This is a genomic window from Thalassomonas actiniarum, from assembly GCF_000948975.2.
Taxonomy (GTDB): Bacteria; Pseudomonadota; Gammaproteobacteria; order Enterobacterales; family Alteromonadaceae; genus Thalassomonas; species Thalassomonas actiniarum.
The window spans coordinates 3,774,904-3,788,156 of the sequence record NZ_CP059735.1 but is presented as its reverse complement, the minus strand read 5'-3'; the positions used below and the strand labels follow the sequence as shown (position 1 = coordinate 3,788,156).

Below are 13,253 nucleotides of genomic sequence, written 5' to 3'. Positions count from 1 at the left end.
TTCAGGAGAACTAATCAGCTATTGTCTGCTGCAAAAAGTTCAGCAACCACCGCACTGTCAGCAAATCATCCACAGGCTCCTCTAATGAAACCACCCCCGCGCTGATTCGCGGCCCCGGGATCCTGTCTCTGCGACTGTTCATCAACGCATAGGAATAGATACGGCTAAATTCCGGGTGTCCCTGCAGGCCGAGAAAATGATCGTCAAGTTGTATCATGCTATAAGGGCAAAATTCATTACTGAGCAAAACCTCGGTATCGGCCGGTAACTCACTGATTTGATCCTGGTGACTCACTACCAGGCTGAGGTTAGCTTGTTTTGGCTCCATCCAGCTTTTTTGTTTCACTATCTCACCCGCTGCTACGCCAATACCCCAGCCCTTGTCTGAACGTTGTACTTTGCCCCCTAATGCCCGGGCCAGCAGTTGATGGCCAAAACAAATACCGACAAACCCTTTTTTCTCGCGATAAAGCCTGCGAATAAAATCTTCCAGCTCATTGAGCCAGGGGAGTTCGTCGTTGACGCCAAATTTACTGCCGCTGGTCATATAGCAGTCGCAGGCATTGATATCGCTTGGCAATTCGCCATCTACCGCTGAATAATAAACAATGTCCAATTGGTCATCTACTGCCAGTAATATTTTGCTGAACATGTCCGGATAACCACCAAAATCGACCTGTAATTTCTCTTGAACGTGATCACATAACAAAATACCTAATTTCATCGTTAGCGCCTTTTTTGCTTTTTGCCTTTAGAAAGTGCCGTTAATGGCTGACAAACAAATGTCTGTGTATTCTTGAGCCGTGAACGGAATAGGATTACCGCCAGCCGAAGGATCGTTTTGTGCCATCTCGCCAATATCACTTGCCCGGGTAGCATCTATACCGATATCGCTTAAGGCATGCGGTATATTAAGCTGCTCACGTAACGCCAGTATCCAGTTAACAAAACCATCAAAAGAGCTGTCCGGTAATTCCAGGTAACGGGCCAGTCGTTCGATGCGGGTTTCAATGGCGCTGCGGTTTGCCTTAAGCACGTACGGCATTAAAATCGCGTTAAGTAAGCCATGGTGGCTGTCATAAACGGCGCCCAGCGGGTGGGCGAGGGCATGCATGCCGCCCAGGCCCCGCTGAAAGGCGGTTGCGCCCATGGTCGAAGCCACCATCATCTGGGCTCTTGCTTCTATGTCATTACCGTCGGCTGTGGCCCGGGGTAAGTAATTTTTAACCAGACGAATCGCTTCCAGTGCAATACCTTCCGCCATGGGGTGAAAATACGGCGCACAATAAGCTTCCAGGGCATGAGACAGGGCGTCCATGCCGGTTGCCGCCGTCAGTTTTTCCGGTAATCCTGTGGTTAATTGTGCATCTAAAATAACGATGGCCGGTAACATCTTAGGATGAAAAATAATGCGTTTTATATGCTGTGCTTCATCGGTGATCACCGAGGCGCGGCCCACTTCTGAGCCTGTGCCTGAGGTTGTCGGCACGGCAACTAAAGGGGCCATGGTTTCGCTGCGTACCCGGGTCCAGTTATTACCAATATCTTCAAAGTCCCATAACGGCCTGTCTTGTCCTACCATAAGGGCCACCGCTTTGGCGGCATCGAGCGCTGAGCCACCGCCAAAAGCGATCACGCCGTCATGCTCTCCTTGCCAGTATGCGCTAACACCATCAGTGACATTTTCTCCGCTGGGATTACTTTTAATGCCGGAAAAAATGTCACAGCGAAGGCCTTCACGGCGACAATTTTCTAACGCCTGCTGCACCATAGGGGTATCGGCCAGTCCGGGATCTGTGATCAGCAGCGGCGCCTTCATGCCCAGCTCTTTACAGGCTAAAGGCAGCTCTTTTATCCGGCCAATACCGTTACGTATCGTGGTGGGGTAATTCCAGTTGGCGTCAAATTGATTGAAATCCATAGGGTTTCCTTAAATACTTGTTTTTACGTGGAAAGACTTTGGCCGGGTCAGGGCTTCATAACCTAGTGATGATAAGGTACAGCCGCGGCCCGAGTTTTTAACGCCGGTCCAGGCCAGCTCGGGGTCGAGATAATCACAGCGATTGACAAAAAAGGTGCCGGTTTCCAGTTGCTCGCCTATGCGAATTGCGGCCTCGATATCTGTGCTGAACACCGAGGCGGTCAGGCCAAATTCGGAATCATTCATCAGCTCTATTGCTTGCTCATCGCTAGTGACTTTCATGATCCCCACCACAGGGCCAAAACTTTCTTCTGTCATTACCGACATGCTGTGATCAACATTAGTTAATACCTGGGGTGCCAGGTAGGGGGTGCCGGGTTTATCCAGCGGGAAGTCCGATGGTGTGATATGGGCGATGGCCCCTTTGCTTACGGCATCAGCCACCTGCTGGCGGACAAAATCGGCAGCACCAGCTTTTACCACAGGGCCCAGGGTGGTTGACGGCTCGTCAGATCTGCCCAGTTGATAGTTATTTACTAAGGTAACCGCGAGCGCGACAAACTCATCATATATGCTGCTATCGACATAAATGCGTTCAATGCCGCAACACGATTGCCCGGAATTAAAAAAGGCACCATCGATACAGGTTTCCACCGCATGGGCCAGGTCGGCATCGCTCCTGACATAAGCCGGGTCTTTGCCGCCAAGCTCTAGGCCAACTCCGATAAAGCGGCCGCTGCTGGCGCGCTCCACCATTTTTCCTCCGGCCACTGAGCCGGTAAAAGCGACATAATTCACCAAAGGGTTGGCAATTATTTGCTCGGTGTCTTCGTGGCTAAGGTGCAGGTATTGAAATACGCCTTGGGGTAGTTTTGCTTGCTCAAAAGCGCGAAACAGTTGCTCGGCACACAAAGGAGTTTGCGCCGAATGTTTGAGCACTACGCTGTTACCCGCCATGATCGCCGGAATAATAGCATTGATGGCGGTTAAATAAGGGTAGTTCCACGGGGCTACTACAAAGGCCACACCTAAGGGCTCACGCTTGATATAACGTTTAAAGCCGGGTTTATCGGTAAGCTTTATTGTTGCCAGTGCTTTTTGCGCGCAGTCGATCATATAACGGGCGCGATCGACCATACCGGCCACTTCACCTTTGGCATATTGAATTGGGCGGCCCATCATCCAGCAAATTTGCTCGGCAATTTGGTCTTCATTGGCGATAAAATTATCCACCATTTGGTGACAAAGCGCGGCACGTTGTTTAATGCTGGTTTTTCGCCAGTCTTGCTGCGCCTGGTTTGCCAGCTCAAGTGTTTGGCTTATTTCACTCTGGCTTGCCAGTGTCCGTTCAACATAAATGGAACCATCGATAGGAGAGTGGGTGATTTGTTTATTACTCATAAGGATCTGCCCTATATAATTTCAAAATAACGGGAAAGCTCCCAGTCGGTAACATGTTTGCGATATTCTCGCTCTTCCCATTCCCGGGTGGCGGCGAAATGCTCGACAAATTCATTGCCAAAAACCTCTCTGGCGGCGGTAGAGGTTTTTAACCTGGTAGCGGCTTCAAACAAGCTTCTTGGCAGGGATATTTCCTCTGTGTGGCTTTGCTCATAGGCATTGCCTTTCACCTGGGCCAAAGGCTCGAGTTTTTGTTCTATGCCAAGTAAGCCGGAGGCCAGTGCTGCTGCCAGTGCCAGATAGGGATTGGCATCGGCGGCGCCGAGCCGGTACTCCACCCGTTGGGATTTAGCCGTGCCGGGAATAATTCTCAGGGCGGTGGTACGATTTTCTACGCCCCAGGTTGCATCCAGTGGCGCCCATAACCCCGGCACCATACGGCTATAGCTGTTAATTGTGGGGGCTATCATCGCCAGAAATTCCGGCATATAACGTTGTTGCCCGGCCAGGAAGTGTCGCTGGGTATCGCTCATATTGTATTCTTTGCTTGCATCAAAAAAAGCAGACTCTCCCTTGGCATTTTTAAGGGATATATGGATATGACCGCTTTGCCCTGGATAATCTGACGACCATTTGGCCATAAAGGTTGCCATCAAATCATTACGTTGTGCCCAGACCTTAATAAAGGTTTTGAATAGGGCGGCTTTATCGGCGGAGTTTGCGGCATTGTCATGGGCAATGGCGGCTTCCAGTACTCCGGGGCCGGTTTCGGTATGTAAACCTTCCAGTGGGAAGTCCATTTGCTCGCATAAGGCTAAAATTTGATGATGCAAGTCGGCATGCACCGAGTTACGTATCATCGAATAACCAAAAAAGTCCGGGGTAATAGGTTTAAGGTTTTGATAACCTTTTTCCCTGATGGAGTCCGGCGTTTCATTGAACATAAAAAACTCATATTCAAAGGCCGCCGTGGCATCAAAGCCCATTTTTTTCGCCCGCTCCAGCACCCGGGTTAAGGTGCTACGGGGACAGACGTTTGCCGCTGCGTCGGTAAATTCGGCAATAAAGAGCAGCATATTGTTTTCAAAAGGCAGTGCCCGGCAGCTGCCGGGAATTATCCTTACCGGGGCATCCGGGTAACCTGTGTGCCAGCCGGTATAATTGACGTTATCATACAGTTGATCTTTGGAATCCCAGCCTAAGACCACGTCACAAAAGGCGAAGCCATTATCAAGAGAAGAAAAAAACTTCTCTTTACTCATATATTTACCACGCATGATGCCATCATTGTCAAACAGGCCAACTTTGACATGGCTTAGATTTCGCTCTTCTACGATTTGTTTGGCGTCGCTGATGGTGTTCACTGCTCTGGGATCTAACATAACCCTTCCTTCTCGTTATTGGCTCTTTATTAGCGATGTTCTGCTCTTTATTGGATAACTATTGCTTATTCGGCTAACTCTGACTCAGCCCGGGCAATGGCGGCAAACTCTTCTTCCGGCACTTTGCCCACCAGGTGATGACGGCTGTAAAAGGCGAAGTAAGCCACGAGAATAGCGTAGAACACTGCCGACCACATTGCCGCTTCCAGGCTGACAAAAAAGGTGCTGATAAAAGCGCCGATGGCGAGAATAAAGGCGATGCCTGTAGTTAACGTGCCGCCGGGCGTGCGGTAGGGGCGCTCCAGCTCCGGCTCTTTTTTACGCAGGATAATATGGGACATCATCATCAGCGCGTAAGAAATGGTGGCGCCAAAGACTGCCATGGTGATCATCAGATCGCCTTCACCGGTCAGGGACAGTAAAAAACCGATAATGCCAGGAATGATCAAGGCCATGCTCGGTACTTTTCTTTTTCCGGTAACTGACAAGATGCGCGGTAAATAACCGGCGCGGGACAAGGCGAACACCTGGCGGGAGTAGGCAAAGATAATGGAAAAGAAACTGGCGATCAGGCCGAATAAGCCGACGATATTAACAAAGGTGGCTATTGATGAATTTTCACCATAAACCACCTGCAGGGCTCCCACTAAAGGCGCACCGTGATCTTTCATCATCTCTGAGCCGGCAACCCCCGGGGCTAAAAATAATACCAGGGTGGCAAAAACAATTAAAATGCCCATTGCGGTGATAATACCTTTGGGCATATCGCGGCCGGGATTCGTGGTTTCTTCTGCTGCCAGCGGTACCCCTTCAACCGCCAGAAATAGCCAGATAGCAAAAGGAATGGCGCTCCATATGCCTATATAGCCCTCGGGTAAGAAGGCACTGGCGCCAACGGCTTGCTCATTGACGGCAATATCTAGCAGGTTATTGATGTCAAAATGAGGAATTAATCCCAGTGCAAAAACCAGCAGGGCAATAACGGCGACGCCTGTGATGCCCATCATGATTTTTAGCGCTTCACCGGCGCCAAACAGGTGGATACCGACGAAGATGATATAACAGGCGGCATAAATGAGCGGGCCATTAAGGCCAAAAATTTCATTGACATAAGCACCGATAAACACCGCGATGGCGGCGGGGGCAATTGAATATTCCAGTAAGATGGCGGTGCCGGTTAAAAAACCGCCCCAGGGGCCCATGGCGCGCCGGGCGAAGCTGTAACCACCACCGGCGGTGGGCAGGGAAGCGGATAACTCAGCCAGACCAAAAATCATAAAGCTGTACATTACACCCATCAAAATGGTGGCAATTAACATACCGCCAAAGCCGCCCTGGGCTAAACCAAAGTTCCAACCGGCAAAATCACCGGAAATCACATAGGATACCCCGAGGCTTGCCAGTAAAATCCAGCCGGCGACACCTTTTTTGAGTTGTCTCTGTTCAAGATAGTCCGAAGATACGTCTTCGTAATCTACCGTCGAGTTATTATTGATGTCCGACATGAATATTTCCCCATTTATTGTTTATTTAGGTACAGCATCCGCGATTGTTAACTGACTGAAAAACAACCTCATTCGATACTAAAAGAGGGGAAAGTTGCGGTCAAATAGAATAAATATTTCGTGAAAAGAGGTATTAGAAAAACTAATAATGTCAGGCAAAGCCTTGTTATAGCTGATTTCTTTGGTGGTTTTTTGCCGGTAATAGCTTACCCGGCAGGGGAAAAGGCAGGGGAGCAGTCTTTAACCTATTTTTATTTCATGGTCTAACCAGGACAGGTGTTGCTCTACATAACCGAGAAAATTATCTTGCAAGATAATACGGCTATCGTCAGCAATCACTTTGGGCAGTTCCCACAATTCATTGTGCCTGCTGACCAAAGTTAAATTACGGTATAGCGGCTCTCCCGGCAGCGGATAACAATCAAGCTCCAGGTGGCGAATACCGTTTTGGAATAAACACAAAGGTGTGGTGATGGTCCAGCCAAGGCCAGCGGCAACCGAGGAAAGGATAGCAAAGGTATTATCCAGACGCAGGCTTACCGGCGGCTCAACCGACATGCGCTTGAGATAACGCTCAACCGTTATGCCGATCAGTGAATTGGCGCTATAACGTATCAAGCCTAAGGTCTTGAGCAGCTTAGGTAGGTGCTCGACCTGACCTTGATGGCCTTTGGGCAAAACCAATACGAAAGGCTCCCTGAGGATACGGTAACGTTTTAACTCGGCATGCTCTTCTAAGGCATCGTCCGAGAGGATCATATCGACATGACGTGAGAGCAGGGCATTGGCATGTAAGTGTGACAGCCCGGTGTTTACCGACCAGCTGGTGGCGCGTCCTTTGAGTGCGGCGATAAGTGAAGGGCCAAGGGCTGTGACCAGGGAGTCCACCATAGCGATATTGACATGATCTAAATGGCTGAATTTACTTTGATGCATATCTTCATTGGTTTTTTGTGCCAGGGTTAACATTTTTGTGGCACTGTCATAGAAGAAACGCCCGGCGGTGGTCATTTCCAACGGCCTTACCGTACGATCGAGTAATTTTACCTGTAAGGATTTTTCTAAATTTGCCAGGTTTTGGGAAACTGCTGACTGGGTGGTGCCTAAGCGCTCGGCGGCCAGTGTCATATTGCCGGAGTCTACGGTATAGACAAATATTTCCAGCGATTTGAGATCAAAATCAAAACTTCCATTCATGCCGAACATCCTAAAATTTAACAATATTTACCGGCACTTAATCGCCACATAATCGGAAATTAATCAGAAATAAGGGGAAAAAGGCAGCAAATAATTTGTTAGGTTCATCTCTGGAAATTGTTTATTACCGCCCATTGAAAGTCAAGCACTGACTGGTGGAGCGCCGCTGTCGATAAATAAAGAAGGTTTAAGGTGGTAAGCCTTGCTTTTGTTCTGGTTGCAAATGTATTGGCCGCAAAAACAGTGGATTCACCGCACAGCACTTGCTTTTATGGTTATTTTTTTATAGCGTTGTCGCCGGTTTTAGTGCCTTGTTGAAGCTAGTTGATTGATTTTGTCATTGCTTTCGTTATCGCTTCAGCAGAGTTTTATCAAATAAAGCACATAATTACGATAAATTAACGAATATACAATATATCATCAGCCTTGAGTAAATCAGACAACAAGCTTGGATCCATAAAATGAAAAAAAGCATTATCGCCCTTACGCTACTGGCGGCCTTATCCGGTTGCAGTCATGAAGCTAATCAGACGAGCAACACCACCGCACAAATAAACACTTACAGTCAGGCAGCGATAGATAGCGCTGTTGAGACTTATACCCAAAAATTTATTAAACTGCAGCCTGCGCTGGCGACTTCCCTTAACTTGTCATCTGAGGTGGCGGGCGACTACCAGGGCACCTGGCCGGATTATTCCACTAAAGGTATGTTGGCGGTGCAAAACAGCATGAAAGCATCGGTAGCCTCATTAAAGGCTTTTGATCTTGATGCCTTGTCGGATAAAAACAGCCTGCACCTCGGTGTCAATCAGGATATTGCCGGTTATTACCAGGGGGATTTAGGTTTTCCCGGCGGTTATATCGATACCTGGGGTGGGCATTTACCTTTTGTTGTGAGTCAAATTTCCGGGCCGCTCATTGATATTCCTGCGGTCTTGCAGGATCAACACAATATAAGTTCGAAAACCGATGCACTTAACTACCTGCAGCGTTTGGCGGCTTTTGAGCCGTTAATTAAAGCGGTGAAATCTAAGGTGCTTGATGATGCCGAAAAAGGCATTATCTTGCCTAAAGCCCTGTTCCCGAATACCTTAAATTTCCTGGACAACTTTGTTGCTCCCAAGGCTGCTGAGCATGGCCTGGTAACGCATTTTGCTAAAAAGCTGGATAAGCTTGAGCAGCTTAGCACGGCAGAAAAACAAGCCTTGATTAAACAGGCAGCAGAAACGGTTGCTACTAAGGTTTATCCGGGTTACCGGGATATCAAAAAAACCATGGTGCAATTAGAGCAGCGGGCACCAAGTGAAGACGGTATCTGGGCGCAGCCGAACGGGGAAAGCTTCTATCAACATGAAATCCGTTATTTGGCTGACTCGAACTTATCTGCCGATGAAATACACCAAATCGGTTTAGATGAAGTGGCGCGTATTACCGCGGAAATGGATGCTATTTTAGTGTCCCAAGGCATGGAGCAGGGCAGTGTCGGCGAGCGTCTGATCAAGCTGGTGGATATGCCGCAATTTGTTTATGAAGACTCAGACGAAGGGCGTGCGCAGCTGCTGGCAGATCTTAGTAAAGAAATTGATAAGGTGATGGCAAAAGCCCCGGAATTATTTGCCACCATGCCGACCCAGGAAGTGATTGTTAAACGTGTGCCTGTGGCTTCTCAAGCAGGCGCGCCGGGCGGCTCTTATATGCCGCCGGCACTGGATGGCTCGCGCCCCGGGGTTTATAACATCAACTTAAAAGATATGAAGGCGCAGCCAAGCTTTAGCTTAAAAACTTTGACTTATCATGAAGCGGTGCCCGGACATCATTTTCAAATTTCTTTGAATATGGCACAAAAGGATATCGGCATTATGAGGCAGATAGCCCAGTTTAATGCCTTTACTGAAGGCTGGGCCTTGTATTCCGAGCTGGTTGCTTATGAGATGGGCATGTATGAAAACGATCCTTGGGGTAACCTGGGACGTTTACAGGCAGAAGTTTACCGCGCTGCACGCTTGGTGGTTGATACCGGTTTACACCATAAACGCTGGAGCAGGGAACAGGCGATCACCTATTTCCATAATGCCACCGGCACTGCCATGAGTGATGTAGAAAGCGCTATTGAGCGCTATATGGCCTGGCCGGGACAGGCGCTGGGCTACAAGCTGGGTATGCTGAAAATGGTTGAACTGCGCGATTGGGCGAAAGCCGAGCTTAAAGAAAAGTTTGATATAAAAGCTTTCCATGATTTAGTACTGTTACCGGGCGCCCGTCCGCTGACCTTGCTGGAGCAGGATGTGAAACGCTGGGTAAAACAGCAAAAAGCCTGATTCATGTTTGTCTCTTAAAGAGGGATGGCAGGGGGAAATATTTTCTTTGCTGATGCCGGAGATGCGGGCAAGTAGCATTTGCTTTAGCCCGTTAATAAATATTTCGCCGGGAAAAGGTTTTCCCGGCGAAAGCTGAGTGAATCAGCACTTATGTGACTTTAGTTTTTTCTGTTATTGCCTTTGTTGGCTTTCTGGCCATTATTACAAGAACAAATCAGAGGATATTCAACGGGATCTGTTGCTATGGTGCTGACCCCAAGATAATCCACCAGTACCGATTCTGCGGTGCAAAATGCTCCTTCTACCCAGGCCTGATCATTGGAAAAGGCGGAGCCGATAATGAAGATATTTTCATTGCTGTCGCCTGCCATCACCGCCGGGGTTCTGATCCGGTTCATCACATCACAGATATCGTAATGGGCAGCCCAGGCGTGGTAACCGGCACCAAAGGGGTTGAGGCCCCAGTCCATAAACACAGTTTCCAGCGGCGTGGGAATGGTACCGGCGGCATTAGGATCGCCATAGTGCACTTTGGCCAGCTGCAATAACAGCATTTTCTCCATGGTATCACTGGCAGTCCCTGCGCCATGCAATGGCTGGTAATCCCTACTGAGCGGGGTTTCCCGCCGCTCATTTACCCCCAGCTCCATTTCCTGCCAGAATTTAGTGAAACGCATATCATCATATGATGCCAACATGCCGTAAACCGGCGATGATTGCGTTTCGGGGGCATTATCACCAAAGTAATATACTTGCCGCAGCGGCAGATCGGTAATGGTGGGGCCGAAGGTATTATTGGCCAGGTCGATACTGGGGGGATAAGTCGCGTTCTCCCACCACTGGGTATCAAAGAACATTGCCACTTTAAAGGACGGCTGCTCAATCACCGACTGCAGGTAATTTTGCACGTCATTATGGTTAAGAAAATCATTGATACCGGCCCTGTCTGCCAGGTAGCGGCTGGCGCCGGCTACCAGCTCCAGAGCATTGGGAGACATGGCTAAAAAGGCATAGTCTGTGGTGAGCGGCACCCCGGAAGGTTTCTCCGGTGAGAGCGAGGTTGCCAGATGATATTCTGTGGTGCCGTTATTGCTCCAGATGGAGTGCAGTCGAATATTCTTGCGTACGGTAAATTCCGCCCCGCTGCTTGCTGCTGCTTCAACACATTTATTATGCAGGGCAACGAATAAGCTGGAAAAGCCGCTTGAGAGGGTTTTAAAGCTGCCGCCGGGGGCAAATTCGCCATTGTAAACGGCGGCGTTGGCGGCATTCCAGTTAATGACATTTGAGCTGTAGCCCCCGGCATCGGCGGCGTATTGAAAACCTTCGTTGCCTGCCTGATCGTAAAAGACGTTCCAGTAGCCTATGTTGCCGGCGGTATCCCCGGGGGAATAGACAAAAGAGTTAAACTCGCTTGTTAAGGTGCCTGAGGCATAAAACTGGCATTGTTCGGCCCGGGTGGTTACCGGATTGCTGCCGGTGATCAGATTGGAAATATTGCCAATTAAGACACCGGCGGCTTTTTCGTTGTTGCCCGGGGTTTTGTAGGGGGCAATCGTGGTTTCGGTATTGCACTTGCTGGGATCATATTCTCCCACTAAACATTTTTGATAAAAATGCTCGCCCCGTAAAAAGAACAGTGGGTTGTCTGTGGTTTGAAAGTCCACCACGACATTGCTGTCGCCGCTGTCGAGCCCTAATTGGGAGATGGTGGTGGTTACCAGCTGGTGGCCTTCTTTTTTAGCCGGATCCCATTGAATGTAGCGCATGCCGCCGACTTCAATATAGGATTTCCCGGTATCGTTTTGATAGTGGTGAGAGCAAATCCGTCCCGCAGGCAGCCTGTCGCCGGCGCCTTCTGCGCCGTAATCGTAATTGCCCCATTCAATAATTTCTACGGTATCGCTTGCTGTTGCCTTGCCGCTCGTGAGCAGGCGCCATGCGGTATAGAGCCCTGAGGGGCCGCCACCGAAAATCGTATATTTAGCCATGTTATTATTCCTTTATTAACCAGTTAATGGAGAAATTGTCGCGTGAGATAGTGTATTGCCCATAGGTGAAGCTGTCGGTATCCGTTTCCAGCATCTGGCAGATCATATCGCCGAGGATAGGGATGAACTTGGCCGCCCAGCCTGCGGTATAGGTGACGATGTTTTTATTATTAGGGATATGCTCCGGCATATAATCAAGCAATAGCTGTTTATCACTGTCTTGTGCCAGGGCGATTAGGCAGGTATCGGTAAAAAAGGGCTCATCGCTCAGTCCGGTCATATGATCGCGCACCCATTGTGAGTCCAGCTGCAAACTTTGCTCACTGGGCTCGGTTGGGCGGTCATCGGGGTCTGTCAGGATAATGCCGTCATCGGGAAAGTCGGTGGCGACGCGGATATATCCCGGGTTTGACCAGTTAACTTCAGGAAAGCCGTAAAACTGGGCGCTCTCGACCGGCTCCTGGAAGACAAACCAGGAAGGATACTGGATATCATGCTGGGTCTTCTCAAAATATGCCGACGACATCGGCCAGATGATGATAGGCACTTCCAGCGACAGGGACTCTACCGTGTGATTCACATAAGGCCCGGTGGTAATGGCAAGTTTACCGGTTCGATAGGCTCCCTTGTTGGTGGTGACGGTGATCACCCCGTCGGCCCCGGAGTCGATGTTGGTGACTTCTTCTTGTTCATGAAAGTCTGCCAGGCCCGAATTCAGCGCCTGGTCATACATGACCTGCTCGGTGGCTTTGAGGTTGATGGTTCCGCCGTCAGCCTGGAAAAAACCTTCGTAATTGGGGGGCAGGTCTTTAAAGTTATATTGCTGCTCTATTTGTGCCGCCGTCAGCGGCGTGTAAGGGATGCCAAGGGCGTCCATGGTGTCCTTGGCCGCATCTATGCCGCCTTCCTGGGAGTTTAATTTTGGATCGCCAAACCATAAACTGCCGTCATCGCCAAGCAAGGTTTGTGGGGTCAGTTGGTCCAGCTCCCGCCAGAAGCTTTGCGAGGCTATGCACAGCTCGGCCATATAATCTTGTGCATACTGCAGGCGAAATTGCCGGGAATGTCCGGCGGAACTGCCTTGGTCATTAAAGTAATTGCTTTTCTCTATTACTAAGGTGTTAAGGCCACGTTTTGTGCCGTGATACGCACAAGAGAGGCCTACGGCGCCACCACCTATGATGATGAGATCGTATTGTGAGTTTTGTTCCACTGTATATCCTTGTTGTCTGTTATTTTTATAGTGGATCTTGGAAGGTTTCTTTGAAGAACTGCTATTAGGGATAAAGCCGGGATTCGCTAATTTATCTGCAAGAGGACATGCCAGATCCTGTATTCATTCCCGAGGGGGTATTGATGAGGCATGGGTTTTTATTGAGGCTTAGTGCAGTTAATCGCAGCACTATGCACGGAACAATACACATGAAACAATAAACCATCAGGGCTGATTGAAATCCATGAAGATTTCAGGGCTAAAGCAAAGCACAACCAGGTGCCAAAACAAACAGGCAAAAAACGCAAACCCGAATCCAATATAG

At 49.2% G+C, this 13,253-nt stretch carries 9 protein-coding genes; 1 reads left to right on the top strand and 8 read right to left on the bottom strand.

What is annotated here, in order from left to right; all coding sequences use genetic code 11:
- Positions 1-10: 10 nt before the first annotated feature.
- From SG35_RS16495 to SG35_RS16470, 6 genes are all read right to left on the bottom strand, one after another.
- Complete coding sequence (locus SG35_RS16495) at positions 11-724, bottom strand: glutamine amidotransferase-related protein (protein ID WP_044835426.1); 714 nt, start codon at positions 722-724, stop codon at positions 11-13.
- A gap of 27 nt (positions 725-751) precedes the next feature.
- The gene (locus tag SG35_RS16490; RefSeq protein ID WP_044835427.1) at positions 752-1,921 is read right to left on the bottom strand and encodes an iron-containing alcohol dehydrogenase; all 1,170 of its coding nucleotides are present in this window, start codon (positions 1,919-1,921) and stop codon (positions 752-754) included.
- A gap of 9 nt (positions 1,922-1,930) precedes the next feature.
- The gene (locus SG35_RS16485; RefSeq protein WP_044835428.1) at positions 1,931-3,322 is read right to left on the bottom strand and encodes an aldehyde dehydrogenase family protein; all 1,392 of its coding nucleotides are present in this window, start codon (positions 3,320-3,322) and stop codon (positions 1,931-1,933) included.
- 11 nt (positions 3,323-3,333) lie between these two features.
- Positions 3,334-4,704 carry a glutamine synthetase family protein gene (locus SG35_RS16480; RefSeq protein WP_044835429.1) on the bottom strand — a complete coding sequence of 457 codons (1,371 nt, stop codon included), beginning with the start codon at positions 4,702-4,704 and terminating at the stop codon, positions 3,334-3,336.
- 65 nt (positions 4,705-4,769) lie between these two features.
- Complete coding sequence (gene eat / locus SG35_RS16475) at positions 4,770-6,209, bottom strand: ethanolamine permease (protein WP_044835430.1); 1,440 nt, start codon at positions 6,207-6,209, stop codon at positions 4,770-4,772.
- 240 nt (positions 6,210-6,449) lie between these two features.
- Positions 6,450-7,406, bottom strand: a complete 957-nt coding sequence (locus SG35_RS16470; RefSeq protein ID WP_044835431.1) for a LysR family transcriptional regulator — start codon at positions 7,404-7,406, stop codon at positions 6,450-6,452.
- A gap of 461 nt (positions 7,407-7,867) precedes the next feature.
- Between SG35_RS16470 and SG35_RS16465 the strand changes: the two genes are divergently transcribed.
- On the top strand, positions 7,868-9,724 hold the full coding sequence (locus SG35_RS16465) for a DUF885 domain-containing protein (RefSeq protein WP_044835432.1): 1,857 nt from the start codon (positions 7,868-7,870) through the stop codon (positions 9,722-9,724).
- Positions 9,725-9,882: 158 nt separating this feature from the next.
- Here the strand turns inward: SG35_RS16465 and SG35_RS16460 are convergent, their stop codons facing one another.
- On the bottom strand, positions 9,883-11,715 hold the full coding sequence (locus tag SG35_RS16460) for a flavin monoamine oxidase family protein (protein WP_044835433.1): 1,833 nt from the start codon (positions 11,713-11,715) through the stop codon (positions 9,883-9,885).
- Between the two features lie 4 nt (positions 11,716-11,719).
- Entirely contained in the window at positions 11,720-12,928 is a 1,209-nt protein-coding gene (locus tag SG35_RS16455; protein ID WP_044835434.1) for an FAD-dependent oxidoreductase, read from the bottom strand.
- Positions 12,929-13,253: the final 325 nt, after the last annotated feature.